Raw genomic sequence first — 26,244 nt, 5'->3', positions numbered from 1 at the left:
GCCAAGAAAAAAATAGACCAAGAAAAAGAACAAAAGACCAATAAAAAAGGCCTAAATGCCAAATCAGCTTTTGGGCAAAGTCCGCCAGCACGCTAGCGGCAATGTTAGTAAAACCCCGGCACAGTAAACCAAAGGCAATATTAGTGTAACCTCGGCTCAGCAAACTAACTGCAAATGTCTAACCTCGACTGGCCGCACCAACCTCACCATTAGTTCAAACTCAAGCAAGCCGCAATTCCCTGCATGTGTGCAAAAGCCCGGCACATCACAACCGAAAAACTTTGTAGAGGCTACCCGCCGGCCACTCTCACGGCGGCTAAACATTCCTGTATTCGCTAAGTTATTGGCTTAGACAAAAACAAGAGCGCCTCGTATGATGAGAGTATAAGGGGTCGGAAGCCCAAAAACTCATCAGGAGGCGCTTACTATGAAGTTTAACCGAAACGAAACAACGAATCAACGTATTGAGCGAATTACGGTGCAGCATGTAGTGGTTGGGATCGACATTGCTAAGGATATGCACGCCGCGCAGATGACCGATTTTCGCGGGCGTTCGCTTACTCCCCGCCATCTGTCTTTTCCCAATACGCTAGAAGGCTTTGAGAAGCTTTTGCGTTGGGTAAAAGAAGCCCAGAGCAAGCACCGGCTAACATCCCTTCTTATTGGACTTGAACCTACGGGGCATTACTGGTTTAACCTTGCCAATTGGCTGCTTCAACAAGGGATTGAGGTGGTGTTGGTGAACCCGGTGACCACCCACCGTAATAAGGAAAACCGGGACAATAGCCCATCCAAGAATGACCCCAAGGATGCGCTTGTCATTGCAGACGTGGTCAGTCGCGGCTACTACACAGACTATGTGACTCAGGAAGCCACTTTTGAGCGTCTAAAGACACTCATGAGTGACAGAGAGTACTGGGTAAAGCAATCGATAAGCTTGGGCAATCGAATCGTCCGCTGGATCGACCTTTATTTCCCCGAATTCCGCCAAGTCTTTCCGGACTGGACAGTGCTTCGTTCGCTAGCATCGCTCCACGCTTGTCCTTTGCCATGTGATCTAAAGAGACTGAGTGTGGATGAGGTGATTAAACTTTGGCGCAAGCAAGGGATGAAACGGGCCTCCGGCGTCAGTGGCAGAGCGAAAGCAGGCGCGTTACTTGCAGCAGCAGCGCGCAGTATTGGGGATACGAGAGCAACGGAAGAAGCACGGCAAGACCTCTACCGCCTGATTCAAACCTACAAGCAGGTAACCGTCATGCTCGGTGAAATAGAGGAGGCCCTCGGGCGGATCCTGCAAGAAATTCCTTTGGCTGAGCAATTACGAAGTATCCCGGGTCTTGGCACGATGACGCTGGCAGCCATTCTAGCCTCAGCGGGCGACCTGCGCCTGTATGCGCACGGCAGGCAATTGTTACGACGAGCCGGTTTGAATCTGGCTGAGTGTACCTCCGGTAAGTTCAAAGGGCAAATCAAGCTCTCCAAGCGGGGGGACAGCATGCTCCGCAAGCACTTCTACTGGGGAATGCTGAATCTGGTGCGGCAAAACCCGGATTTTAAGCGGTGGCATACGCACAACCAGGAACGGGGCATGAAGAAGCAGGCGTCGCTTTTTAAACTGATTGGCAAGCTGGCTCGTATCCTGATCGGTATGGTCCAGCGAGGGGAATCATACCAAAGTGCATCTGCAGCCCCAGTTGCCGCATAAATTGGAACCACGAGAATTGACTTGTTCGCAGGATTCTACAACATTGCATGTATAAGAGAACCGAGTGTGTGTGTCCGGAAGGGCCTTGACCCGTTAACTAAACGCTATCGGTCTCCACGCCATGGACAGGTGTAACGAAGGAATGTGAGGGCATAGACCCGTAGAGATCTGGGAGGGTGAACCTCCATGGGCCAAGTGGAGTATGCAGGATATCCTTGGATTAAAGCACGTCATACGCTGCTTTTGTTCCTGCATGCCCCTAGCGCTCCTGGCAGCTCAACCCCCACCATTAACTCGCACTCCCTGTTACTCCAGTACGTTGAAATCCTGCGAATGAGTGAGTATTTGTGAGAGAAACTCTTAAATACGAGGGACGGACACCACAGCCGTTAATTTTGCGAAACGGCGCATTTGGGAGAGCTAACGGACCGAGATGACCTTATTTCGCCCCGGGCAGGCTATTTTGAGGCTGAATTAGACAAATAACGGCGCTGGAGTCCGTTAGAATGTGATACCCGGGATTTTGCCGCGGATAAGGTCATCTGAGTCCGTTAGCCGGGTAGAGGATGTGGAGGCACGCGGATGGGACCTGGAGGACATGCGAAGGGCTACAAAAGGCAGGCGCACACGAAGGACACGCAAAAAGCATGCAAAAGGTCAGCGAGGATATACGCGGGTAAGGGATCGGCTATGTTCTCTGAACCGGTTCATTCAGCCAGGCAGCAACAAAAAAAGCAGCCGCTCGATCAAATCGAAGGGCTGCTGCGTATGGCTATTTTTTTCAAGACCTTATTCAACATCATAGCAGAACGGAAAGAAACAGTCTATATTTTTTCCAGGGATTATTATACAGTGAGTTAGCCGGCAATACAATGATCAGGAGTGTTGTTCAATGAACGTTAACGTTAGCTGCCCCCTCGACCCCCTTGCGCTGCAGGAATATATCGGCCAGGTTTTTGGAAGCTCCTATGTGGTTTCAGGTGTGTCCAGAATGCATGGTGGTGCTCAAAAGGTAGTTTATAAGGTGGACTGCACTAATGGTTTCAGCAGTGTGCTCTATGTGTGGGACCTGTCCATGAATTTTTTTCAGCAGGAAATCGAACAAAATACGATCAATGCAGGATCCTACGGCAGCGGCCTGTTTGCATCCAGCAACAGGTTTTTGAAGGAGCATTCCATCCGCACGCCGGCGCTTTACGACTTGAATAATGACAGAACGGATTATACATTTGATTACGCGCTGGTTGAGTATATTGACGGGCAAAAGGCAGAAGCCTATTTCAGCCATCCTGATCCGGAGGTTAAGGAGTATGTTTTGCAGCAGGTAGGGACTCTGGTTACTGCAATGCATAACATTAAAAGAAGTACCTTCGGGGCACCTGAGCAGCATCGCAACGTACGTACAACAGGCCAATGTCATCTGGTGCTGCAGGATAATGCAAAGCTGCAGTTAGCTTACGCAGTGCAGTATATCGACCTCATTAACACTAACAAAGAGAAGCTGCTGGATAAACTGGAGGAGCTTGCAGCCAGGATCAGTCCAAGGACAGAATACGGGCTGATCCACGATGAACTCGGCCCCGACCATCTGCTGGTGAATGAGAGGCTGGAGCCTTATCTGATTGACATTGAGGGCGTGCGTTTTTTTGATATCGAGCATGAGCATAGCTTTCTGGAATTCAGATTCGGCGAGTATTACCGCTATTTGCAGAACGATTCCCTTGATCCTGACAGAATGCGCTTTTACCGCTTCCATCATCACATCGCCTTAATCTCGGCCGGGCTGAAGCTGCTGCACCGCGGATATCCGGATCAGCAGTTTTCAAGGAATCTGTCCAGATATCATACAGAGCTGGCCATGCGATATATTGAATAAGCTACCAGATCAGAAAATCCCGGTCTAACAGCCGCAGGATGGCCTCCAGAAAAAAGTAGTCGCCGTAAATAATCGGCACTTCACGGTCCGACTCCCGGTGATATCTTCCGGAGCCGTGGGAGACGATGGAATCCGTCCCGGGGTTCCAGTCACAGAATTTCTCATCGATCTTCCTCAGGAGCCGGACCGCAGCTTTTATATACAGCCCTTTCTCATACTCACCTACAAATTCGGATAGCTCGAGCAGTCCGCAGGCAGCGCATACGGCAGCAGTTGTATCAACATACACAGGCTCTTCCGGCGAACGAAAATCAATCGGTACCTCGTAATCATTGACGGCTGCATTCGCGATAAAATAATGTGCTGACCGTTTGGCGGCATCCAGGTACTCCTGCTTCAGCGTATAGCGGTAGGAAAGCGCCATGCCATAGACGGCCCAGGACTGGCCGCGGGTCCAGGAAGAGCCGCTCTCATACCCTTGCCCGCCCGGATTATCCAGATACTCACCGGTCTCCGTATCAAATTGCACAAGATGGTTACAGGAGCCATCCGGCCGTAATACGTACTGCAGCGCCATGTCAGCATGCTTGACGGCAATCTGCTTGAGGCCGGAATCGTTGCGCTGATCCGCTGCCCAATAGAGCAGGGGGAGGTTCATCAGGCAATCCACAATGGCGACGCCTTCCTGCCCTTCGTTCCAGGCCCGGATATATTCGCCGGCCGGCTGAAACCGTCCGGCGAGAATGCCTGCTGCATGAAGCCCGCGGATACGCGACTGCTGATTTCCGGTAAGCCGGTAATCGGCCACTGCCGTATGTAACCAGAGAAATCCCAGATCATGGTCAAGGCCTGTATAGTCAGCCAGCCCCTGATCCAGTTTGGCTCCGATTTGTTCAGCTGTTTCTTTGTATAGATCCTCCTTGGTAGCATGATACATCTGCCACAGAATGCCGGCCCAGAAGCCGTTAGTCCACCAGACGAGATTCTTTTCAGCCATGTCCTCGTAGGTTCCATTGACTGGAATATAGGGCATAATCGGACCGACGCGCCGGCATTCTGCTTTTAATTTTACTTCAAGCTTGTCCCAGACCCGGGCCGCCCACTGGCGGTCCGTTTCACTGATTGTATATCTCATAGCCATGTCCACGTCCTATCTGTATTTTGACATCTGCAAAATCCGCCTCAATCCTGGTTTCGACACGAATGCTTCCCCTTGGAATCCGGTATTCGATCGCCGGGATTGCTGTAGTCGGGAAGATCAGATTGGTATTCGGTGCGCTGGCGATCACCATAGGTCTGCCGGTATCAGATGCTGCTGAGCTTCTGCCGTTGGTATCTATGACAGCAGCGGAGGTACCGCTGAGCTCTCTGCGGGTCTCTCCGGGCAGGTCGGGATAAGCAAAGCCGCAGTCATAAGCGGTACACTCCAATTCGCTGGTAATCATATGGCGCCGGATATGCCCTTCATCTGTTGGAATGAGCCAAGTCTCGACCTCAATGCCTTCCACCGGGCTCCATCTGGAATACACCTCTGTTCCGGTGACGTTATATTCCAGGCAGGCTTTTCTCACATAAATCATATCGTGAACGTAAAAAGCCAGCATGCTGTCCGTTCCCGCCTCATGCAAATGACTGTACGATCTGGGGCAGCTGAATCCGAAGCGGGTGGAATAGGCGAACTTTGCGTATTTTTCCGCTGCGTGGGTAAGCTGCAGAACCGGATATTGCCCGGCCGTAAGCGCGGTGACATCATAGCTGCGGCGGCAGATAAGCATGTCACACTCGGCGATGGCCAGCCGCTGTTCCAGCTTGGGAAGAGGCTCACTTTTCACGGTCCAGAACTTGTGGTCCGCAGGAAGGGCAAGCAGCGCGAAGCTTTTGAAGGCCCAGTATGGGGAGCCGGAGGCATTATAGCCTTCTGACATGTTCAGATTGGGGTAAGCGTAACCTATTGTTAACACGCCGCCATTATCAAAAATAGGCTGCCGCAGCCACTGCTCCATATGCCGCTCTATAAGTCCTTTTAATACGCCCATTGGCAGAACATCAAGCTCCAGCATGGCGCTAACACTCCAAAAGGCTGCCTGGGCAAACCGGTAGGCCATGGACCTTCCGAAGGGCAGGGCTTTGCCTTCATCATCAAACCAGTAGATAAAGGTTCCGGCAAACTCCCTGGCTCTCGCTTTGAAAAGCGCTGATCTTTCCGGATCCTCCGCGCCCACAAACTTGGCGTAGAGAAGACAATAAAAATGAATCGCAAACGAAATATAGTAATCCTTCTGAGGACGCAGCCCGTCGGAATACCAGCCGTTCCCCAAATAGAAGGACTCATATTTAGCCATTGCTTCTTCCAAACGCTCATTGCTGTAGGGCATGCCTATATGCTTTAGAGCCAGGTTGGTGATCACATTAAAATACTGCCAGTTATTATCGGCCAGGGAGTATAGATTAATCTGCCCCAGCCATGCTGCCAGATGGTTACGGCTAGGCTCCGCCAATGGCTCCCATAATTTCTCCGGAATCATCAGCAGCCCGAAAGCGATAGCGGCCATTTCCACCATCCGCTGGTCTTTATGGTGCAGCTCCCCCCAATACTCGGGAGAAGCTGGATTGGTTCCATTCGCCAGCCCCTCCAGATAAACCGGCAGCAGGCTGACATCTTTACCGCCGCCGGCCCAATACGGGACCAGTCCCCATAGCAGGCGCGAGAAACCCTCCATTCCCGCGACTCTGTTACCGTATCCGGCTGTTTCAGCGCCAAGCTGAAGCCTGGCTTTTCCCGGGCTGAAACGTTCCTTCAGGGGCTCTATCATCGACAGGAGCAGGTCTTCGTAAAACTCCCGGCTGCCGTGATCCTTTACTGCTTCCATAGCTGTCCTCCACCTTTCTGCGCATGCTTCCTGTCTTAACTATAGGATCAGGGCTGGGTGATGTATATGCGCAGAATGTCCAATCGGATAGAAAATGGCGGCTGCGGCATCGGCAAAATGCACAATGCGGTTGATAAATGGAGATACAGCGGGAGAACAGTAAATTTTGGTAGAATTTTACCGGTAGTTCACGGTATAGTGGAGGAGGAATAGTGCATTCCATATTGCAGTGGGGGGAGAAATCAGCAGATGAATCAAACGTACCGCAAGCGTAACACAACTGCCTTCACCTTGGCCTCTTATTTTGCCTTGGCAGCGGGCCTGTTCTTATTCTGCCTAGGTGTCTACAACGACAACTGGGAGCTGAATGTGAAGGGGTATTATATTCTGTGTATGGTGCTGATTACGATCAGCTGCATCGTCATGCAGAAGGTCGTCCGGGACAATACGGAGGACAGAGAAATCCGCCTGGAGAATCCTAAGCACCGGATGAGAAATACGGCAGCTTTTACAGGGATGGCGATAGCCGGGCTGGTTATCGGTTACGGCATGTTCTTTATCGGCCTGTACAACGCTCCGTTTCAGTTAAATGTAAAAGGATACTACATCGCTGTTATTCTGCTGATTTCGTACAGTGCAATCGGCGTGCAGAAGGTTACCCGGGACAATGCGGAAGACAAGGACATACTGGCCGAGCTGGAATCCAAAAGGGATTATCAGGGGTAAAAAGAACATTTAAACAAGAAAGGTCCATCCTGGGATGGGCCTTTGTGAATTCGTATTATATATAAAGAAAGGGAACATCTGCAGTGAGTATTGTAAAAGAATTGACAGCCTATGCGCTATACATACGTTTTGAACTGGGTTTGGGAAGCTTAATGGATGAGGCCTACCGCAGGGAAGGTCTGCATCGCGCAAATACGATTTGCCGTTCCATTTTTGATCCTGAGGATCATGTAGTTTTTTTACATCGTACCAGTTATAGCAGAAATGAAAAACGTGTCAGTATTGTACGATTAAAGCGCTTTTTCAAAACCCGGTTAAAGCAGGTAAGCTCATGTGTGCTGCCATATGAATTCGACGAATCACAAGAAGATCTCTACACTTTTGAATGGAAGGCTGAAATTAAAGCCAAAGAAATCCGGATACCGTATGTACTGGAGTCCATTGAAAATTTAGATTTCAGACGTAAACCGGAAGCAGGCGGCCAAATTTACCTGTACAACAAAACAAAAGGAGTTTTGTTTCATATGTATGATGATCGCGGCTGTGATGTTTACAGTTCCGATAAAGACGTTCTATTGCCTCTTTATCATGAACACCGGAAATGGATTCTGGACTATAACCGTTACCAAATTGACAATCTTTTCGGTGAGGGTCTCGCCGGTATCATCGAAACGGACGAAGAACAAAAAGCCCGCAGGAAGAGTAATAACAAGAAGGTCGTTGAATCCGGCATCAATCTCAGACGAATCAATACTTGTCGTATAGCACATCATTTCGAGATTCCCTCCGTGAACGCCGATCATTTTGCAAGGGAGCTTGCGTTCACATCGTTTGAGATTGAGCGGGTTTTCGAAACAGATAACCGGGTCACTTTTACAGCTGTCAAGACGGAAGCATTAGCGCAAATTGATTATCAGAGCCATCTCATGAGCATGTACGGTAAGAAATATGGGGCTTATACCGGTTGGAGCTATGGTAGAACAGATTGATTCCTAAACAGGAGGGACTTACAATGAACAACCCCATACAGTATTTTGTTACCAAAGAAGCAATCGCTACCCTCACTGAAAAACTTAATCTTCCCATATTAGATGAACGTTCTCAAGATTGGCAGCTTGAAATTTCAGACCACACTAGAATTGCTGAATTTATCACCTACTATGAGAAAAGTACTCTTAACAAGGATGAAAAGTTTGCCTTAATGAATCTTATTCTTTCTTCATTTGATGATGCTCTTAATATGACAGGAGTTACACCGGGACTTTGGTGCAGAATCAGAGACTGCTTGATCAGCGACCTCGATATGTTCCGGGATCTCATCCGTTACTGGGCATTAATAGATGAAGATTATTATGAAGGATTCGAACTAACTCCTTATATGAGAGAGCTTGTTGTGCAGTACAGCCTGTAACTGAGGAAGCAATATTTCCATCCAGAGAGGGCTGCTCCTACACCATTCAGTACGTCTCCTTCGGCGTAAACCCGCCAATCCCCTTCAGCGTATAATCATAAAACTGCAGCACCAGCTGATTCATGTTCTCGATGCAGTAGTATTTATCAATGACCGATTTTCCAACAGGCATCATATTAGCCAGAATAGGGGAGAACAGCGGAAGATCGGTCAGGCTCATGTGATTGGCTCCCTGAAAATGCACGGAGTAAACCTCGGCGAAAGTTTGTTCAGCCGTTTTGTTGCCGGCATACACAGTGACATAGTCAAGCTGCTTCCAGACATCGTCGGAGTAAACGTTAAGCAGCGGAGTAGTATAGGCTTTATTAGCTGCAGCAAAATTGTCCGATGCCCGGTCATAAATAAGCTCGCTGAACAGCGGGCCGTCCAGATTGACAACGGCACCGATGTCATCGCGCTCACGCCCGAGCCAGACACTGGCTGCGCCGCCCATCGAGTGGCCGAATACCCCGATTTTGGCCGGATCAACAAGCTGATAGACAGCAGGGCTGTCGTCCTTTGCGGCCATCTCCACCACTGTATCAATGACCAAACCCATGTCGCCCGTGCGAAGCTTCATCCATTTTTGAATGATTCCGTCAAGCTCCTGAGCCGTGTACACCCCAGCCTTGTTAGTATCATTGACTTCCTGAAAATAATCCGGGCTAATCATTGTCAGCTTCCCATCCTCGGATTCTGTATAAAAGGAATGATAAGGGTGGTCGATTGAAGCGACAACATAGCCGTGACTGGCAAGCTCTGTAAAGGTTGAGGTGTTGCTATACCTGATTCCGTATGCCCCATGGGAAAATACCAGCAGCGGATAATTACCTTCAGCCTGCTCCGGGTACCAGAACTCCACATTTACCTGTCTGTGCTCACCTGTATCCGTAAATTGCTCTATCCGGCTCTTGTCAGTGTAGGTGTACACAGCTGTTGCGACAGGATAGTCACCGGTTACCTCCGGCAACCGATACTGCGGAAAAAGCAGAACAGGTGTAAAAGCCAATGTCAGCATAATGAGCAGCAGGATTGCTTTTACCAGAGTGGTAGAGCGTTTGAATACACGCAGATCTGCTTTGGACTGCCGGATAAGCGAAAATACACCTCTCACCGCTAAAAGGAACAGCAGGCCTGTACATACAATCCAATAAAAGCTCCATTCAATGACAGGGAGCAGAATTAGTGTTGCCAATACGATAAATTCAGCAATTCTGACTAGGCTCTTTAATTTCCTGTGCTTCTGCTTCGTTACCATGCAATATACAGCCATAGCAATCTCAACAATAAGCGCAGCTGTGAATAATACAAATTCCATCTTTGGTTGTCCCCTTCCGGTGTTTATCATAATGCTGGCTTCATCTTATGAAACCGCCGGAAGGAAGTATATAGAAATTCAATAAGCTGTAGCTACAGGCCAATAAGCTGTAAAAATAAGTTGAATAGGTGTTTAATCCTGCCGTCTATCCGTCCTCAGCTGCTGGAGTTTTTCGTTAATCTGCTCCGCTTCTTTTTTATCCTGCTGCCAGGATAACAGCCGGATGATAGCATAGACTACGGCAATCTGCACAGCCATAATGGCTGTGGGTACAACCCCTTTTGACATCCCGGTCACGAGCGCCAGGGAGACCAGAATCACCTCCAGAGCGGCAAAGTGGATGATAACCCTGATCCGCATATTCCGCTCGCTTACCCCTTCAGGCGTATAGAGGATAATTCCGATTAATGTGCTTACCAGGCAAAAGCCCATTATGATATAAACGGTTGTCAGCTCAAAGGCCTCGTCAGGGTCAAAGAGCGATCTTAGAATCGTGATGATGATAATAACAGTTGCAAAAATCATTAAAAAGTCGGTTAGCAGCCCTTTTATCATTTGTGCCGGCTTCATGCTTTTTCCCCCTATAATCCCAGCATATTTTTGAGTACAGGCACGTATTGTCTGGAGATCACCACTCGTTCCCCGTTATCCAGCACTGCTTCGAACCGGCCGCTGATGGTCGGACGAACCATGTCAATTTTGGCGATGTTCAGTACGGTAGATTTGGATGCGCGAAAGCAGCTCAGCCTGCTGCACAAGGCCTCCAGCTCATAGAGCTTTTGCTTGACCTCGTACACGCTGCTCCTGCAGTAAATGAACACCTTTCCGTCTACAGCCTCAAAATAATAAATATCCCTAAGCCTGATCCGGTGGACCCGTTCATTCTGGTAACCAAGCAGCACGAGACTGTCTGTCTGCAGCCTATGTACAATGCCTTGTATTTCATCATCCTCCTCATGGCAGCGGATTATAATTTCTTCTTCCTGTTCTCTGGCAATCTGTTCGATCGAGATTTTCATGTCAACACCTGCTTTAATAAGATTACAGATTCAAGATTTATGTACATCTTAGCTGCGCGGAAGAAATGGGTCAATATTTTATATTATCTTAAAATAAACAACCGTTTTTCAAGGTGGATATGTAAACACTGCTGCATTTGTCCAAAAAAAATAAAAAGTGCAAATCCTTTGCAAACCATGGGCTATCACCTGCATTGCAGTTCGCTGCAGTTTATATAATCTTTTTTATTTCATTTCACAAAACATTCAATATTTTCATTATAATCTAAATTTTTTCTTGCTATAATTATGGAAATTAATGGTTAAGGGGGTGGATGGATTCCAGCTTCTCTGTTTTGGCTCATCGCAAGAAAGCGCTTAACTAAATCCTATTGAAGGAGTGTTATGTGATGTTGAGAAAAGGCATTTCCCTGTTAACTGCTTTTATTCTAGTGCTGGTTCTGGGACACATTCCGCAAGCCGATGCTGCCTCCGCAGAGAACAACGGGCTGTACAAAATTATTAACCGCAATAGCAGACAAGCTATGGAAGTGATCAACTGGGCTCATGAGAACGGCGCCAATGTCTCACAATGGAACGACCTCGGCGGGGACAACCAGCTGTGGCGCTTTGTCAGCGTCGGCAGCGGCTATTATCAGATTATCAACGCCCACAGCGGACGGGCACTGGAGGTTTATCAATATTCTACAGCCGATGGCGGCAATATTGTACAGTGGCAGAACATCAACGGCTATAATCAGCACTGGAAGCTGGAAGACAGCGGGGGCTATGTGCAGCTCAAAAATCGGCACAGCGGAAAGGTAGCCGAGGTCTATTCTCATTCCACAGCGGCAGGTGCAAATATAAGCCAATGGACCGATCTCGACAATCCTAACCAGCAATGGAGTCTGGTCAAGGTCTCACCAAGCTCAACAACGGTCAACTCCACGATAGTGGTCAAGTCCGGAGAGGTATATGACGGCAAGGGACGTACCTTTATAGCCGGTTCATCGCTTGGTGACGGCAGCCAGGCCGAAGGCCAGAAGCCAGTATTCAAGCTGGAGAACGGAGCCACACTGAAGAACGTAGTGCTCGGAGCACCGGCGGCCGATGGTATTCACACTTATGGTAACGCTTACCTGTCCAACATCGTCTGGACAGACATCGGCGAAGATGCGCTGACCATCAAAGAATCCGGAACGGTCACACTTAACGGTGGCGCTGCCTATAACGGCTCAGATAAGATGTTCCAGATTAACGCAGCAAGCACGTTCAACGTATACAATTTTGTCGGACGTGACGCCGGCAAATTCATCCGGCAATTGGGCGGTTCGACCTTTAACGTCAAGGTCTTCATTGACAGCTGTGATATCGCGGGCATGGGTGAAGCCATCTTCCGTACAGACAGCACAACCAGCTCGGTCACAATGACAAATACGCTGTATTCGGATGTCGGTGATAAATGGATTGGCGTCAAGCATGTTACCGAAAATAATAATACCGCTTATTAATCTATAAGTGCCCACAATTTAAAAAGATTAAGGCGGCAGGTCCCTTAGAGGCTTAGTGGACCTGCCGCCCTGTTATTTGTACCGGCAAAAGCAGTGAAACTCCGCCTAAACATTCAACCGTCTCCCCCGTTCCTTTTAATGCAATCCCCTCTTAAAAGCCCTACATGGTCCAGTCTATCAGCCAATGAATTAACACAATTTTTAACTGTAGGCTATAAATTTCCAGCAATTACTCTAGGGAAATATCCGGAACTTTCATATAATAGAGGGATTGATAGTTTTACCACATCTGAGAGGAAGTTAAATCTTTGCTTGAAACCCTGTTGCTTAACTTTTTATTTATCTTATTTCCGGTGCTGATTGTTGTTATTTTCTTTGAAAATAGAGCAAACCGCTACAATAACAAAATTCTGGTATTCATGTCTGCCGTTACGATGATTCTGTGCATAGCCAAGCCGATCAGGCTGGAGATGGGCTTTATTTACGATCTGCGCTATGTTCCGTTCATTCTTGTGGGGTTATTCGGCGGTTACGTGCATGTCCTTCCGCTTTATCTGATCCTAAATGTATACCGGTTGTACATTGGCGGGGCCGGCATTCTTCCGTCCTTCCTGTTCTCTACAACGGTGCTGCTGATTGTGCCTTACTTAAGTAAATGGTTTATCAGACAGAGCGCCAACCGCCGGATCTTTAGTGCTACCTTCATTGCTGCCCTTACAATGGGCATCTATCTGGTTACGCTTGGTGTAATGAAGGGGACGCTGGACAGGCAGTTCTGGATTCTGACCTTCTATGCGCTGACGACCCATGTCGGTGTTATGAGCATTATCATGATTCTGATTGAACAGATCATTACCAATATCAAGAACCGTGACCGCATTAACCAGTCAGAGCGCCTGAATGTCATCAGTGAGCTGGCGGCCAGCGTGTCCCATGAAATCAGGAATCCGCTGACGGTAACGAGCGGTTTTTTACAGCTGCTGAACAAGTCCGGGAATATTACACCTGAGGAAAAGGAATACGTCGAGCTGTCGCTGCAGGAGCTGAACCGGGCGGAGAAGATCGTAAGTGACTTTCTTTCTTTTGCCAAGCCGCAATCCGGTAATATGGTGTTTTCCAACCTGCGGACTGAAGCGGAGTATACCAAGAATATCATCATGCCCTTTGCCACCATTCATAGGGTAACCGTCGAATTCCATTTCAGTAATACGCTGAACACCAGCTATGACAAAAACCAGATCCAGCAGTGCCTGATTAACCTCTACAAGAACGGAATAGAAGCGATGAAAGAGGATGAATGCGGCACACTGACGATAGACATCTCGGAAAAGAGGCAAAACATCGTAATCAGCATCCGCGACACCGGGGTCGGTATGAGCAAGGAGGAGATTTCACGTCTCGGCAAGCCATACTATTCCACCAAAGAGGAAGGAACGGGACTTGGAATGCTCATGGTCTACAGCACAGTGGATAAGGTCAGGGGAGTTATTGAGGTTGAGAGTGAAAAGGGAAACGGAACCACCTTCATGATCACAATCCCTGCCACGGCTGAGCCTTCGGACTTCTAGTCCCGCTAAGTGACATAAACGTCACTTTACCCTCTGCTACATCTATGGCTGCAATTACCCGTTGTGGCTATATTGAATAGTAGAAGGGGAGGTAATAAAGCATGACAACGGTGATTGAAACGAGGAATGTGTCCAAAAATTACGGAGCTGCCGCTGTGCTCAAAAATATTGATCTCGTAATCGGAGCCGGGGAGCTCACTGCGGTAATGGGCCCGTCCGGATCAGGCAAGTCCACACTGATGAATGTGCTGTCGACCATAGACCAGCTGTCCGGCGGCGAGGTCTGGCTGGAAGGCAGGTCACTGCTGGATATGAACAAGAAAGCGCTGCGGCAGTTCCGCCAGGAGCGGATGGGCTTTATTTTTCAGGATTATAATCTGCTGGAGGCCTTAACGGTTAAGGAAAATATTCTGCTGCCGCTGTCGCTGCGCAAATTCAGGGCGGCGGAGATGGAAGAGCGGCTGTCCACGATTGCACAGGCGCTTAACATTGAAGGCATCATGGACAAGTATCCGAATGAAATTTCCGGCGGACAAAAGCAGCGGGCGGCCTCGGCCAGGGCGATTATTACGAATCCGGCAATTGTCTTTGCCGATGAGCCGACGGGTGCGCTGGATTCAAGATCGGCTACCCAGCTGCTGGAGCAGCTGGCCGGCTTAAATGAACGGTTCAATACAACCATAATGATGGTAACACATGATGTTTATGCGGCAAGCTACTGCCGGAGAGTTATTTTTTTGCGTGACGGCATGATTGTTAATGAGCTGTACGCCGGGGACCAGCCGCAGCAAGCGTTCTACGACCGTATACTGGAAACGCAGAGCCTTTTGGGGGGCCAGGCGCGATGAGTCTATTTGATCTGACAGTACGCAACGTAAAACGTAATTTCCGGCTGTATTCCATTTATCTGTTCTCGATGATTATAGGGGTCATTATCCAGTTCACCTTTTCCTCCCTGATGTACAACGGGGACATTATGGATGCGCTGCAGAACCGCGATAATTTCAGGAATGGCGTGGCTATTGCGTCTGTGGTTGTTTTTCTCTTTATCATTTTCTTTATCCTGTATGCCAACTCCTTCTTCATGAAGCAGCGCAAAAAAGAGTTCGGCATGTACCTGCTACACGGGCTCAGCGAGCGCCAAATCACCATTATGGTATTCTATGAGACGCTAATCCTGAGCACAATTTCGCTGGTTACTGGTGTGCTGCTCGGCGGCCTTCTGTCCAAGCTGTTCGGCATGCTGCTGCTCCGGCTGATGCAATATGACCAGGTCATTTCCCTGTCCTTCCCAGTCCAGTCCATTCTGTCCACTGCGGGGCTCTTCCTGCTGCTGGCGGTCATAATCAGTGTGCAGAGCCATATCATGGTGAACCGGGTACAGCTGATGGAGCTGTTTCATGCCAAGCAGAAGGCAGACAAGCCTGTACGGGTCTCTGCTGTCCCGGCGCTGCTCTCCGTGCTGATGCTGGTCCTGTCCTTTGCTGTGATCAGCAGCGGCAAGGGCTCGGTTTTCTGGCAGGACTATCCGGCCTGGAGCATGATTGGCGTAACGGGCGGGATTCTAGGCGGGACGTATCTGTTTTTCCGCCAGTTTGCCGGCTGGCTGCTCCAGCGGCTCAGCCGCAGCAGGAAATATCACGAGGGGAATACGGTGCTGTGGACCTCGTCGCTGCGGTTCCAGATCAGAGGCAATACGCTGAATCTGACCTTTATCACGCTGTTCAGTGCCGTTATTATGATGCTGATGTGCTTCATGACGATCAATTATAAGGTGCAGTTTGATGCAGTAGGCAGAAATTTGCCCAATGATATCGCCTTTCAGTCACTGGATCAGCAGACCAACAGCCGCATCGACGGGATGATCAGAGACTCGGATCATGAGATACGCTTTCACTTAACACAGGAGGGGGTGGCTGTTACCCCTGTAAGTGATATGCACACGCTCGTAGAGAATCCGGAGTATTATTCGGCGGATGTCCTGCTGGTAGCGGAGCACACCTATAACGAACTGATTGCACAGCGGGGAGACGATGAGGTTGTAGAGCTGCAGGGTAATGAAGCGGTCGGACTGGCGCAGGGCTCTGACTTCCCGAGGGTGTATGGTGCCGGTGAACAGCCGGAATTTACCGTTCAGGCAGGTGCGGAGACTGTATTCAAGCTGGCTGAAATCAAGGATTATGCTTATCTTGGCTGGGCTTCCGACCCGGTGCGCTCCATGGTTTACAAGCCTGCCGTGCTGATTATCTCCGATGAGGCTTACGGACAATTATCAGGCGGCGGGGCAGATGCAGAGCTGCGAACGTTTGAAATATACGGCCTGCACAATGCCCGCAATGCAGAGGCGCTGTCGAAGGAGATCCATGCTATCGTGACACAGACGCCGGGGGCTTATTATTCCTCCTTTGCCGATGTGTACTCCAAGCAGATCGAGAGCTCCTCGCTGATGCTCTTCGCCAGCGGCTTCCTGTCGCTGATCGCCGTCTTCGCCCTGGCCAGCATTATTTATTTCAAACAGCTGCGCGAGGCGACAGACGAACGGCTGCAATATTCAATTCTGCGCAAAATCGGCGTCGGCAGCAGACAGCTGAAGCAGGTCATCCGCAAGCAGCTGGTGTTCGTGTTTCTGCCTCCGCTGCTGCTGGGGATCACCTACAGCTGGTTCATCATTAAATACTACATTCTCGATTCCGTCGCCGGCTATTCCGGCCTTACAGCCATGGTATGGGGAATCATGGGCGTTTATTTTCTGATCTATCTGCTGCTGTACCATTCATCCACGAATCTGTACTATAAAATAGTCAGCGAGAACCCATAAAGCATGCCAGCCAGTGATGGCATAATGACGCAATCGGCCTTTTACAGGTCATTGCGTCTTTTCGTTGTTGTGCCGGAGAATGCTGAGGTAAGGATCATGATTTTTGGGAAAATGAATAGTGAATTCGCTGAAACTGCCGGCAGCTGAATCGCAGGTAATGTAGTGGCCGAGCTTTTTGGACAGCTCCTGGGCCAGATACAATCCCATGCCCGTGGACTTCACGAAGGTCCGCCCGTTAGTGCCGGTAAAGCCCCGCTCAAAAATCCGCGGCAGATCCTTGCGGTCGATGCCCACGCCGTTATCCCGGATCACAAGCAGCTTCTCCTGCGGTGTAGTCCGGCTTGTAATGGCGATCAAACCCTGATCGGCAGTGTACTTAAGGCTGTTCGAGACCAGCTGATTAAGGATGAAGAGCAGCCACTTTGAATCACTTTGCACAGTTGTACCGTCCACCTCGAGGCGGACCGCTATTTTTTTGGAGATAAAGGTCTTGGAATGGTGCTTCACTGCCGCTTTGGCGAGCTGCTCCAGGCTGCAGTTCACAATTTCATAATCCTTGTTAAAGCTGTCCAGCTTGGCGTAATAGAGGGCCTGATCCACATAATGCTCAATGCGGGACAGCTCCTCCTCCAGGCTTGCCGGGTTCATCTCGGTCTGCTGCATCAGGCGCATGACGGCGATGGGGGTCTTGATCTCATGAAACCAGGAGACGATGAAATCATAGGTTTCCTTTTGCCGGTCCTGAATGGCATTGAGTGAACGGATGTGGCTGATCCGCAGCCGGCGCATCTCCTCCCGGCATACCTCGGCTTCCAGTGACAGGGGCTCGGCGTCCTCATCGTCCGGCTTGCGGATAACCTGTACATTTTTCAGATAGCGGTAAAGGACAAACGAAGTCATCAGCAGCAGAACGAGGGCCAGACAATAGTAAAAGCTCTCCCAGTCCCACGCATTGTTCGGATTAATGCCGAATACAGCGGCAGTCAGCAGAAAGCAGGCCCCGCAGAGGTACAGGTACGGCCGTTCATATTTCAGAAAACGCCAGAAGCTCATTCGATAATATACCCCATTCCTTTGCGGGTAGCGATGAAATCCTCAAGGCCCAATAGTGCGATTTTGCGCCGCAGCCGGTTCACATTTACCGTTAAGGTGTTGTCGTCCACGAACTGCTCGTCATTCCACAGCACCTGCATCAGCTCATCCCTGGAGACAATTTTTCCGGTACTGCGCATCAGCGTCTGTAAGAGAATAAAATCATTCCGTGACAGCTCTGCTGTCTGATTACCATACTGGATAGAGGAGCTGGACAGGTTGAAAATAAGCTGCCGGTGCGAAAGCTGCAGGTTCTCATCCTGGTAGGTATAATTGCGGCGAAGCATCGCGCTGATCTTGGCAACCAGCACGCTTAAATCAAACGGCTTCTGGATATAATCATCCGCTCCCATATTGATTGCCATAATGACATCCATATTCTGTGTGCGCGAGGACAGGAAAATGACCGGAACCTTGGAGACAGAGCGGATCTGCTGGCACCAGTAAAAGCCGTCATACATGGGCAGGTTCACATCCAGCAGCACCAGATGGGGCTGAACCCTGTTAAACTCCTCCAGAATCTGCTCATAGGCTGTCACTTCGGAAACCTCGTATTTCCATTTGCGCAGCGTATCTGCGACGATTTGCCTGATTTTTACGTCATCTTCTATAATCATGATCCGAAACACAGGAATTCCTCCAAGCCTAAGGGTGATAAAATACTGCTTATTGCTAAAGTGAACAGACTTTTGCCGCACAGCTTCTATTATAAATCGCCTGCGGCTCAGTCACCACAGAAATGCGGCTATAGCTATTAATTATAACGGACGATAGATCATTGGTAGAACGGGATGGCCGGGGGCGTGTGCTATAGTAACTATACTAATTAAACAGATAGAGGAGATAAACCGATGAGCACCCAGACTGAACCTTTGAAACGTACTGTTACCCCATTCCGCTATGATATTGTCGGCAGCTTCCTGCGCCCTGCGGCTCTGAAGGATGCAAGAGTGAAATATAAGAACGGTGAGATTAGTGCCGTTCAGCTGAAAGAGGTTGAAGACGCCGAAATCGTCAAGCTTGTGGCCAAGCAAAAGGAAGTGGGTCTTCTGGCTGTAACAGACGGTGAATTCCGCCGCTCCTGGTGGCATCTGGATTTCTTCTGGGGCTTTGACGGTGTAGAGCAGACCCTCATTGACCAGGGATACCAGTTCAACGGAGCCCAGTCCAGACCGGAGACAGCCCGCCTGACCGGCAAAATCAGCTACAGCAGCCATCCGTTTGTTGCCCATTACACTTACCTCAAAAGCATTGTCGGGGACGACGTTGTAGCCCGCCAGTCTGTGCCGGCCGCTGCCCAGTTCCTGTTCGAGCTGGACCGTGCGGAGAATAAGGAGAGTACAACTGCGCTATACCCGAACCGGGAAGAGCTGCTTGCGGATACAGTCAAAGCCTACAAGGGAGCAGTGCTCGATCTGTACAATGCCGGCTGCCGCAGCATCCAGTTCGACGACTGCACCTGGGGTGCCCTGTGCGACGAGCAGTTTATCACCATCATGGAGCAGATCGGCGTGAATGTAGCCGACTATGCTGCGGAATTGGCCAAGGTGAACGCAGCCGTTGTAGCCGGCCTGCCGGAAGATCTTGTGGTTACGACGCATGTGTGCCGCGGCAACTATGTATCGACCTATGCCGGTGTGGGCGGAAGCTATGAGCCGATCGTGCAGGCGCTGCTCGGAATTGATAACTATTCCGGCTACTATCTGGAGTTCGACACAGACCGTGCCGGAGACTTCAAGCCGCTGCGGTTCCTGAAGGACAGCCAGCAGGTGGTGCTCGGCCTGTTCTCCTCCAAATTCGGGGAGCTGGAGAACAAGGAAGAGATCCTGAAGCGGATTGAGGAAGCCAAGCAGTACGTCGACCTGAACCGGATCTGTCTGAGCCCGCAATGCGGCTTCGCTTCTACAGAAGAAGGCAACCACCTGACCGAAGAGCAGCAGTGGAACAAGCTTGCCTATATCAAAGAAATTGCGGATGAGATTTGGAAATAGACTAAGGGTCCCGTTTGTTACGGGATGATTATAAGTTCAAGTAAACCGTACGGGGCTATCCGTACGGTTTACTTGTGTTTGTGGGCAATAACTTGTCGGGTAAACCTGCCGGTTGGTTACGGTTTGGTTACCACTATAAAGAATTTATTCGAAACTCCCCTTTGCATAGGGAACTCAGCAGTATCGCATGATGTGTCCCTGATGGTTGCACACTCTGTGTTGCCAGTCCCTGCTTGCACGTCTCTATCGGACCCAGGAGCCCTTATTAGCTGCTTTTTTTGGTTTCCTGCCTCTCTAACGGACCCAGATGACGTTATTTGTGCTGCTGATCCCATTTTTGTACGAAAATGCGCCGAATAAGGTCACTGGTGTCCGTTAAAGTAACCTTGCGTCCTGAATCCTGCTGATAAGGTCATCTGAGTCCGTTAGCGGGGGGCGGCACAGTCGAGTTGGGAGCTTTGCTCTTCCCAGTAACTTGGTTCATTAAATCTGCCACTAGAGTAGTCGTATATATGCACTCATTAATGTTGCTCGAACAGCTGTCTTCGAGTAGTCCACTCAAGGCAAGGTATTGACTCATTCTGTCCCTCACGTTCTTTACTCAAATTGTTCATTAATCTGCCCATTCAGCTAGTCCCATTCAAGCGCTCATTCATGTTGCTCTATTCTCACATATGTTTTTCAAGGGCAGGGCAGAGCTGCCCTTGTTCTGCCGGCCAACACCCTCCTAGAGGGTGTTTCTGTGCTTTTCTTTCCCCGCCGAAGAGGATGAAAGGGACGGAGCAGATTTTGGAACTGGAGGAACGGTAGTGTCCGCCTTTGTCTTCGGATTTCACCCGCTGACAGCGGTAAAAATAAAGGAAATCCGAAGACAACAGCGGCCGGAAGTCCAAAAACTGCGGAAGTCCCCCAGTATCCTCGCAGTCCGCACTCCCGCAGTTTCACGTCCTTACTCCCCAGTATCCTCACAGTTTTACAGCCCCCCAGCACTCCCGCACACTTTTACAAATCAGGGCACAGAAACACCCTTTCCCCATCCCCTTCATACTCTATAGGCAAATGCCTTTGTAAGGGAGCGACGGGAATGCTGAGAATTAGGCTGAATGAGCTGGCAAAAGGGAATGACAACGGTCTGCTGCAGACGGAAGTGTGGAAATGGGACGGGATCGGGTGGAATGAATATGTGGCTCAGCAGGAGGAGGATTTCATCCGTGCCGATGATGATCTGTTCGTGACGATCCCCGCAGAGGCGGGACTGTACCGTGTTGATTATTATATTAAGCCGCTGGAACCGCTCCAGTTCCTCGAGGCTGCGGATGTGAACGGTCTGCGGGCGGAAGTGCTGCATCCGGCGCCTTTTAAGACCAAGGAAGGGACGCTGTGGGGCTATATCAACAATGAAGGGCGGACCGCAATTGAACCGAGGTATGAGTATGCCGAGGATTTTCAGGAGAACGGGCTGGCAATCGTGCAGCGTAAGAACAGCAGCGGGCTGATTGACAGCAGCGGCCGTGAAAAAGTAAAGCCAATCTACTCCTTCATTGCCCCTTTTGCGGAAGGCCGGGCGGTAGTGTCGGATGCTAAGGGGTACACACTGATCGATGAAAAAGGTAAGGAAGTCACTGCGGCGCGCTATGATTATCTGAATTCGCTGCATGAGGGGCGGGCGCTCTTTTCCAAGCAAAGTACTACAGCAGGCGGCTCCCGCTACGGCTATATCGATGCGCAGGGCAAGGAAGTGCTGCCTCCGGTCTATCTGGATGCGGGCGATTTCATGAACGGGACAGCTTTGGTCAAAATCGCCGAAGGCGAATATGCGCTGATTGATCCGGATGGAAAGGTGCTGCATACGTACAAACATCCGTTTGTCGGAAATCCGGGCGACGGGCTGCTGGCCTACCAGGAGACAGAGAACGGCAAATACGGTTATCTTAACCTGGACGGCACTGTGGCAATCAAGCCGCAATTTACGTCGGCGCTGCCATTTTCGGAGGGCCGGGCGGTAATCAATACAGCGGAGGATTACGGGAACGCCTACGGGCTGATCGATAAGCAGGGGAAGCAGATCATTCCGGCCACCTATTATGAGGTGCAGCAGCTGGGAGAAAACCGCGTTGCGCTGGGAACTCCGCTCTATGCCGACCAGCCGTACCGGGGATCGCGTTATGTAATAGTAGATGCCGTAACGGGCAGGGTTCTCAGCAATCATCCGCTGCTCGGAGTGAATAACTATCAGCATGGGCTGGCTTCGGTTTTTGATGCCAAGGACACCTATTTTATCGACAAAAGCGGTAAAAAAGCATCCCAGCCGCCCGTGATTGCCGGCTCCGGCACATTATCCTTCAGCGGCAGCCTGATCCGTGCGGATATTGATCAGCGTACCGCTTACTACGACCGCAGGGGCAAGCAGGTATGGCGTCAGAACGGCGTTATTCCGCTCCGTCCGCCTTACTCCGTACTGGAGAAGAAATACAAGCCGAACCGGGACTACCTCGTCTACTATCCGGTGATTGAGGGCATTGCCGATATCGAAGTATCCAAAACCGTCAACAGCAGGCTGCGCAGCCTCTCCAAGGCAGAGGGCGTGGGAAGCGGAGGAGCAGCGCAGGATTTCAGTTATACCGGAGACTTCGCCGTTGAATTTTTCCGTAAAAATCTGCTGGTGCTCGAGCTCAGCGGCTATAATTACCCGTTCGGCGCAGCCCATGGTATGCCTACGATGCTGTATGAGCATGTCAATCTGCGCAGCGGCAGATTTTATACGCTAAGTGACCTGTTCAAGCCGGGCAGCAGATATGTCGAGAAGCTTAGCGACATCGTCGGCAAGCAGATCGCTAATGACCCACAGTATACTTATATTTTTCCGGATACGTATAAGGGGATTACCGCCGATCAGCCGTTTTATGTGGATGAAGAGGCACTGTATCTGTATTTTGCGCCATATGAGATTGCTCCATACGCGGCAGGCTTTCCGACCTTCCGGATTCCATATGCTGAAATTATGGGCCTGATCTCGACAGAAGGCGATTTCTGGCAGTCTTTTCACTAAATACAACTAAGCGCCGGGCCGATAAATAGAATAAGTAGCCTACTACACAGCAAAGACTGCTGCCTCGACCGGGCGGCAGTTTTTTGAATGCCTGCACAGCATCTTACCCGGTTCTCTTGCTGGACAAGCCGTCCTGCAAATCTAGTACTGTAAACATTTAGCAGCGCACAGCTGATAGTTTTGTGCTACAATGACTGAGGAAGAAATGACAAGATTGTAATATTTGGTGCCGGCATACTTTCAGCACTGTAAATACAACAAGAACAAGGAGATGGCATAATGAAGAGCAAAACAGTAAAAGCAATGATAGGTGGAAGCGTAGCAGCAGTAATGGCCCTGAGCATTTCCATGCCGCTAAAGGCAGATGCAGCCAGCGGAACTGCAGCAGCAGCTGACACTGCCAGCTTTGCCCAATTCCTGCAAAACTTCACTCAATATAGCAACAAAGCCTTTGCATTTAAAGGAACGACCGTAGTGGTATCGAAGTTCAAGCCGCCGGTTGTTACACAGAAGCCTGCAGCCGCCGCTACACCGGCCGCAACAGCCAAGCCAGTGGCAACACCTGCAGCAACCGCTAAGCCGGTAGCAACACCTGCAGCTACTGCCAAGCCGGTAGCAACAGCTAAGCCTGCAGCAACCGCAGCTCCAGTCGCTACTGCAGCTGCACAGTCTTCCTATGTTAAGCAGGTTGTAGACCTGGTGAATAAGGAGCGCGCTGCAGCTGGGCTGTCTCCGGTTACCGCGCTGGACAGCCTGAACAAGGTGGCGGCTGCCAAGGCAGCGGACATGCGGGTCAACAACTATTTCTCCCACACTTCGCCTACGTACGGATCACCTTTTGATATGATGAAGTCCTTTGGTGTAACTTACCGGGCAGCGGGCGAGAATATTGCCATGGGCCAGAAAACGCCGCAGGAGGTTATGACAGCCTGGATGAACAGTGCGGGTCACCGTGCCAACATTCTTAGCGCGAACTTTAACTATATCGGGGTAGGATTTGATAATAACTACTGGGTGCAGGAGTTTATCGGTAAATAAACCGTACAACACTCTCTGCAGCTCATATATAAAAGGACTGCCTGGACAAGCCGCGAAAGCGGCCCGTTCCAGTGCAGTCCTTTTTTTTGCAGAAATCCAGGAGCTTCAGGAAATGCCCGCCTCCCAGATTGGCTCGGCATAGAGGTTCTTCAGCCGGCTGCTGCAATCCTTGCCTGTATCATAGGAACGGTCACCCAGCACCAGCCGGAAATGCTCCAGCGCTCTGGCGGCCTCTGCCGGTGACGTGCTGTTCAGCCAGGCTGCAAGCGCCCGGAGAACGGTGCGGCCTTCAGCCAGTGCCTGCTCCCACAGATCCCATACACTTTTAGTCCGCACCTCGGAATAGAGGGCGGAATGCCGCCATTCGCCGTGTTTTTCGTTCAGATAGTCTAGCTGCTCCTCAGCAGGAGAGAGCGGCTGAGAGAAAAGACGGAGGGCTTTGCCGCGCAGCAGGGATTTTTTCCAGCCCTTCGGATCGAACAGGAGCTTATGGGCAAGCAGCATATCCAGATAAGCCTCATCCCATATTTCGGCAGGCAGCCGGCCGGTCTCCGGATACCAGCGGGAAGCTGTTTCATGCAGAATGCTGTGGACGGTGAAGGGCAGGTGAGAGCCCACATTAATCTGCTTCCAGGCTGCATGCTGCCAGGTATTGATCTGTTTCAGCGACTTCATGAACAAAGTATCGAGCACTATTTCAAAACGCTGGTGGTTCCGGTGCTGGTAGCCTGCTTTCCAGTTGATATAGGGATGAAGATTGCGGTCAAGCAGGTGGTGGGTGATGAACCCGAGAAAATATTGCTGGGCTTCCAGACGCTCTCCGTCAGGCAGGGCAAGCGTCCGCTCCCAGAACTCGGTCAGCACCGGGCCGCAGCTCTCTGTATGCATATCATCGCCGAGCCGGAGTGCCCTTGCTTCCTTCTGCCAGGGAAGAAAGCTGTGATACAGCAGGATGTCAGGTCCCTGGCAGCCCAGCTGATACAGCTCGGGACGGGTCTTAACGTCAGCTAGACAAGCAAATTCCCCTTGAAGCTCCCCGGCGAGCTGCTGTCCGTACTCCAGATGCATCCAAATGTTTGGCATTCCGGTCCACCCCTCAGTCACGTAGTTTTCTCCAGCATACCTCCCCAATATTAAAAGAAAGTGAAATGGGCTTGCCGGCATTGTAATACCTGCTGCTCATTTGCAAATTGTGTATAGAAGAATTATGTTTATTTACATACGTTAAGAAGTTTGTAAAATGTGGAACAATGGAGAATAGAGGCATATGGAGGGATTGCTTTGAAGGATGCAAAATGGACCTGGCGCAGCGTAAGCGTGATTTCCATAGCGGCTACACTTCTTTTAATCGTGGGCTTTGTATATGCAGTGGGCGATATTATCAACCCGCAGGGTGAAGCGCTGACCAGCTCCCTGCCGCAGGTGACAGAAGCGCCTGAAGCCGCTGCTGAAGGCGAATTGCGGATTCTGGCGCTGGGTGATTCCCTGGCCAAGGGTACAGGTGACAACAGCGGCAGCGGGTTTGTCAGACGGGCGCTGGACGGGCTGAGCGGAGCCGGCGGTACAGCCGGGCTGATCGGGAACATGGGAATCAATGGACTGACCACCTCCGGGCTGCAGACGAAGCTGCAGGAGGAGGGCGTGCAGTACGCGCTGCGGCAGGCAAATGTCGTGCTTATATCCATCGGCGGCAATGACCTGTTCAGGGGCTCTGATATTTTGGGCAACGGGACCGGCGTTCAGGCTGAAGAGGGAGCAGGAAGTGTTGAAGCTCCGGCAGACAATGCGGCAGCAGACGGGGCTTCTGTACAGTCAACCGGTATTCTGGACGGGAAGCCGGGTGCGCTTGTGACCTCCACTCCAAAGCCGGGTGAGGACGAACTGACCCCGGAGGCACTGTTATCAGCTTTGCCTGAGGCTGCCAAGCGGCTGAGTGAGATTCTGGAGACAGTTGCGGAGATCAATCCGCAGGCACAGGTTTACTATGTAGGTCTGTATAACCCCTTCGGCGATATTGAGGATCTGCTTGTACCGGGGAATCAGGCAGTTACAGCCTGGAACAATGCGGCGATGGATATCATCAATACGCACAGCAATATGACCCTGGTGCCGACCTTTGATCTGTTCAACCGCCATCTGGACAAGTACCTTTCAAGTGATCATTTTCACCCGAACGGCGACGGCTACCAGCGGATCAGCGAACGGATTGTGCAGGCGATACGTTAATCATTAAA

Annotated in this window: 21 protein-coding genes and 1 pseudogene; 14 read left to right on the top strand and 8 right to left on the bottom strand. The window is 50.4% G+C overall.

The features are described from left to right. Positions 1-427 precede the first annotated feature (427 nt). Together R70723_RS20175 and R70723_RS20165 are read left to right on the top strand one after the other, a co-directional pair. Positions 428-1,705 carry an IS110 family RNA-guided transposase gene (locus R70723_RS20175; protein ID WP_039870016.1) on the top strand — a complete coding sequence of 426 codons (1,278 nt, stop codon included), beginning with the start codon at positions 428-430 and terminating at the stop codon, positions 1,703-1,705. An 892-nt stretch (positions 1,706-2,597) separates the two neighbouring features. Further along, on the top strand, positions 2,598-3,581 hold the full coding sequence (locus R70723_RS20165) for a phosphotransferase family protein (RefSeq protein WP_231574755.1): 984 nt from the start codon (positions 2,598-2,600) through the stop codon (positions 3,579-3,581). 1 nt (position 3,582) lies between these two features. Here R70723_RS20165 and R70723_RS20160 read toward each other — a convergent pair whose 3' ends face one another. Both R70723_RS20160 and R70723_RS20155 read right to left on the bottom strand, forming a co-directional pair. Continuing rightward, positions 3,583-4,716 (bottom strand): glycoside hydrolase family 88 protein, encoded by a 1,134-nt coding sequence (locus tag R70723_RS20160; protein ID WP_144027199.1) that lies wholly within the window; start codon positions 4,714-4,716, stop codon positions 3,583-3,585. After that, a complete protein-coding gene (locus R70723_RS20155) occupies positions 4,697-6,451 on the bottom strand; it encodes a DUF2264 domain-containing protein (protein ID WP_047171171.1) in 1,755 nt (584 codons plus the stop codon). The genes R70723_RS20160 and R70723_RS20155 overlap by 20 nt, the downstream gene beginning before the upstream one ends. A 249-nt stretch (positions 6,452-6,700) precedes the next feature. On the opposite strand from R70723_RS20155, the pseudogene R70723_RS34420 reads away from it, so the two are divergent. The 4 genes and pseudogenes from R70723_RS34420 to R70723_RS20140 form a co-directional block, all read left to right on the top strand. After that, a pseudogene (locus R70723_RS34420) lies at positions 6,701-6,883 on the top strand (YiaA/YiaB family inner membrane protein); the annotation flags it as partial. Beyond that, positions 6,875-7,177 carry a YiaA/YiaB family inner membrane protein gene (locus R70723_RS34415; RefSeq protein WP_063837793.1) on the top strand — a complete coding sequence of 101 codons (303 nt, stop codon included), beginning with the start codon at positions 6,875-6,877 and terminating at the stop codon, positions 7,175-7,177. The pseudogene R70723_RS34420 and the gene R70723_RS34415, both read left to right, overlap by 9 nt. An 83-nt stretch (positions 7,178-7,260) precedes the next feature. Further along, positions 7,261-8,166, top strand: coding sequence for a DUF3885 domain-containing protein (locus tag R70723_RS20145; RefSeq protein ID WP_144027198.1), 906 nt, complete (start codon positions 7,261-7,263; stop codon positions 8,164-8,166). Between the two features lie 23 nt (positions 8,167-8,189). Continuing rightward, positions 8,190-8,588: a hypothetical protein gene (locus R70723_RS20140; protein ID WP_052421400.1), complete on the top strand. Its 399-nt coding sequence runs from the start codon at positions 8,190-8,192 to the stop codon at positions 8,586-8,588. Positions 8,589-8,634: 46 nt separating this feature from the next. Here R70723_RS20140 and R70723_RS20135 read toward each other — a convergent pair whose 3' ends face one another. The 3 genes from R70723_RS20135 to R70723_RS20125 all read right to left on the bottom strand — a co-directional run bounded on the left by R70723_RS20135 (position 8,635) and on the right by R70723_RS20125 (position 10,964). Next, a complete protein-coding gene (locus R70723_RS20135; protein WP_039874780.1) occupies positions 8,635-9,945 on the bottom strand; it encodes an alpha/beta hydrolase family protein in 1,311 nt (436 codons plus the stop codon). A 132-nt stretch (positions 9,946-10,077) separates the two neighbouring features. Further along, positions 10,078-10,515, bottom strand: coding sequence for a DUF3021 family protein (locus R70723_RS20130; protein WP_039874778.1), 438 nt, complete (start codon positions 10,513-10,515; stop codon positions 10,078-10,080). 11 nt (positions 10,516-10,526) lie between these two features. Continuing rightward, positions 10,527-10,964 carry a LytTR family DNA-binding domain-containing protein gene (locus R70723_RS20125; RefSeq protein WP_039874776.1) on the bottom strand — a complete coding sequence of 146 codons (438 nt, stop codon included), beginning with the start codon at positions 10,962-10,964 and terminating at the stop codon, positions 10,527-10,529. 389 nt (positions 10,965-11,353) lie between these two features. Here R70723_RS20125 and R70723_RS34280 point away from each other — a divergent pair, with 389 nt between their 5' ends. From R70723_RS34280 to R70723_RS20105, 4 genes are all read left to right on the top strand, one after another. After that, positions 11,354-12,454: a pectate lyase gene (locus tag R70723_RS34280; RefSeq protein WP_039874774.1), complete on the top strand. Its 1,101-nt coding sequence runs from the start codon at positions 11,354-11,356 to the stop codon at positions 12,452-12,454. A 308-nt stretch (positions 12,455-12,762) separates the two neighbouring features. Then, positions 12,763-14,022 (top strand): ATP-binding protein, encoded by a 1,260-nt coding sequence (locus R70723_RS20115; protein WP_039874773.1) that lies wholly within the window; start codon positions 12,763-12,765, stop codon positions 14,020-14,022. Between the two features lie 101 nt (positions 14,023-14,123). Then, positions 14,124-14,870 carry an ABC transporter ATP-binding protein gene (locus R70723_RS20110; RefSeq protein WP_039874772.1) on the top strand — a complete coding sequence of 249 codons (747 nt, stop codon included), beginning with the start codon at positions 14,124-14,126 and terminating at the stop codon, positions 14,868-14,870. Then, entirely contained in the window at positions 14,867-16,840 is a 1,974-nt protein-coding gene (locus tag R70723_RS20105; RefSeq protein ID WP_039874769.1) for an ABC transporter permease, read from the top strand. Before R70723_RS20110 ends, R70723_RS20105 begins: the two co-directional genes overlap by 4 nt. Before the next feature lie 48 nt (positions 16,841-16,888). Here the strand turns inward: R70723_RS20105 and R70723_RS20100 are convergent, their stop codons facing one another. Together R70723_RS20100 and R70723_RS20095 are read right to left on the bottom strand one after the other, a co-directional pair. After that, complete coding sequence (locus R70723_RS20100; protein WP_039874767.1) at positions 16,889-17,893, bottom strand: sensor histidine kinase; 1,005 nt, start codon at positions 17,891-17,893, stop codon at positions 16,889-16,891. Continuing rightward, positions 17,890-18,561 (bottom strand): response regulator transcription factor, encoded by a 672-nt coding sequence (locus R70723_RS20095; RefSeq protein ID WP_039874765.1) that lies wholly within the window; start codon positions 18,559-18,561, stop codon positions 17,890-17,892. Before R70723_RS20095 ends, R70723_RS20100 begins: the two co-directional genes overlap by 4 nt. Before the next feature lie 222 nt (positions 18,562-18,783). Here R70723_RS20095 and R70723_RS20090 point away from each other — a divergent pair, with 222 nt between their 5' ends. From R70723_RS20090 to R70723_RS32590, 3 genes are all read left to right on the top strand, one after another. Beyond that, positions 18,784-19,923, top strand: coding sequence for a 5-methyltetrahydropteroyltriglutamate--homocysteine S-methyltransferase (locus R70723_RS20090; protein ID WP_039874764.1), 1,140 nt, complete (start codon positions 18,784-18,786; stop codon positions 19,921-19,923). A 1,084-nt stretch (positions 19,924-21,007) separates the two neighbouring features. Next, a complete protein-coding gene (locus tag R70723_RS20085) occupies positions 21,008-22,972 on the top strand; it encodes a WG repeat-containing protein (protein WP_039874762.1) in 1,965 nt (654 codons plus the stop codon). A gap of 279 nt (positions 22,973-23,251) precedes the next feature. Beyond that, positions 23,252-24,010, top strand: a complete 759-nt coding sequence (locus tag R70723_RS32590) for a CAP domain-containing protein (protein WP_039874761.1) — start codon at positions 23,252-23,254, stop codon at positions 24,008-24,010. Between the two features lie 105 nt (positions 24,011-24,115). Here R70723_RS32590 and R70723_RS20075 read toward each other — a convergent pair whose 3' ends face one another. Next, positions 24,116-25,093, bottom strand: a complete 978-nt coding sequence (locus tag R70723_RS20075; RefSeq protein WP_039874760.1) for a zinc dependent phospholipase C family protein — start codon at positions 25,091-25,093, stop codon at positions 24,116-24,118. 198 nt (positions 25,094-25,291) lie between these two features. On the opposite strand from R70723_RS20075, the gene R70723_RS20070 reads away from it, so the two are divergent. Then, entirely contained in the window at positions 25,292-26,236 is a 945-nt protein-coding gene (locus R70723_RS20070) for a GDSL-type esterase/lipase family protein (RefSeq protein ID WP_039874757.1), read from the top strand. Positions 26,237-26,244 lie beyond the last annotated feature (8 nt).

It is taken from the genome of Paenibacillus sp. FSL R7-0273, assembly GCF_000758625.1.
Classification (GTDB): Bacteria; Bacillota; Bacilli; order Paenibacillales; family Paenibacillaceae; genus Paenibacillus_AQ.
Note: the sequence above shows the minus strand (reverse complement) of the source record. Positions and strands in the feature narration are given on the sequence as shown.

What these genes read in the sequence shown, in the direction of transcription:
- R70723_RS20175 (WP_039870016.1), top strand. Translation starts at nt 428, where the DNA reads ATGAAGTTTAACCGAAACGAAACAACGAATCAACGTATTGAGCGAATT.
- R70723_RS20090 (WP_039874764.1), top strand. Translation starts at nt 18,784, where the DNA reads ATGAGCACCCAGACTGAACCTTTGAAACGTACTGTTACCCCATTCCGC.
- R70723_RS34415 (WP_063837793.1), top strand. Translation starts at nt 6,875, where the DNA reads ATGCAGAAGGTCGTCCGGGACAATACGGAGGACAGAGAAATCCGCCTG.
- R70723_RS20155 (WP_047171171.1), bottom strand. Translation starts at nt 6,451, where the DNA reads ATGGAAGCAGTAAAGGATCACGGCAGCCGGGAGTTTTACGAAGACCTG.
- R70723_RS20110 (WP_039874772.1), top strand. Translation starts at nt 14,124, where the DNA reads ATGACAACGGTGATTGAAACGAGGAATGTGTCCAAAAATTACGGAGCT.
- R70723_RS32590 (WP_039874761.1), top strand. Translation starts at nt 23,252, where the DNA reads ATGAAGAGCAAAACAGTAAAAGCAATGATAGGTGGAAGCGTAGCAGCA.
- R70723_RS20130 (WP_039874778.1), bottom strand. Translation starts at nt 10,515, where the DNA reads ATGAAGCCGGCACAAATGATAAAAGGGCTGCTAACCGACTTTTTAATG.
- R70723_RS20085 (WP_039874762.1), top strand. Translation starts at nt 21,008, where the DNA reads ATGCTGAGAATTAGGCTGAATGAGCTGGCAAAAGGGAATGACAACGGT.
- R70723_RS20160 (WP_144027199.1), bottom strand. Translation starts at nt 4,716, where the DNA reads ATGAGATATACAATCAGTGAAACGGACCGCCAGTGGGCGGCCCGGGTC.
- R70723_RS34280 (WP_039874774.1), top strand. Translation starts at nt 11,354, where the DNA reads ATGTTGAGAAAAGGCATTTCCCTGTTAACTGCTTTTATTCTAGTGCTG.
- R70723_RS20165 (WP_231574755.1), top strand. Translation starts at nt 2,598, where the DNA reads ATGAACGTTAACGTTAGCTGCCCCCTCGACCCCCTTGCGCTGCAGGAA.
- R70723_RS20100 (WP_039874767.1), bottom strand. Translation starts at nt 17,893, where the DNA reads ATGAGCTTCTGGCGTTTTCTGAAATATGAACGGCCGTACCTGTACCTC.
- R70723_RS20105 (WP_039874769.1), top strand. Translation starts at nt 14,867, where the DNA reads ATGAGTCTATTTGATCTGACAGTACGCAACGTAAAACGTAATTTCCGG.
- R70723_RS20125 (WP_039874776.1), bottom strand. Translation starts at nt 10,964, where the DNA reads ATGAAAATCTCGATCGAACAGATTGCCAGAGAACAGGAAGAAGAAATT.
- R70723_RS20075 (WP_039874760.1), bottom strand. Translation starts at nt 25,093, where the DNA reads ATGCCAAACATTTGGATGCATCTGGAGTACGGACAGCAGCTCGCCGGG.
- R70723_RS20135 (WP_039874780.1), bottom strand. Translation starts at nt 9,945, where the DNA reads ATGGAATTTGTATTATTCACAGCTGCGCTTATTGTTGAGATTGCTATG.
- R70723_RS20140 (WP_052421400.1), top strand. Translation starts at nt 8,190, where the DNA reads ATGAACAACCCCATACAGTATTTTGTTACCAAAGAAGCAATCGCTACC.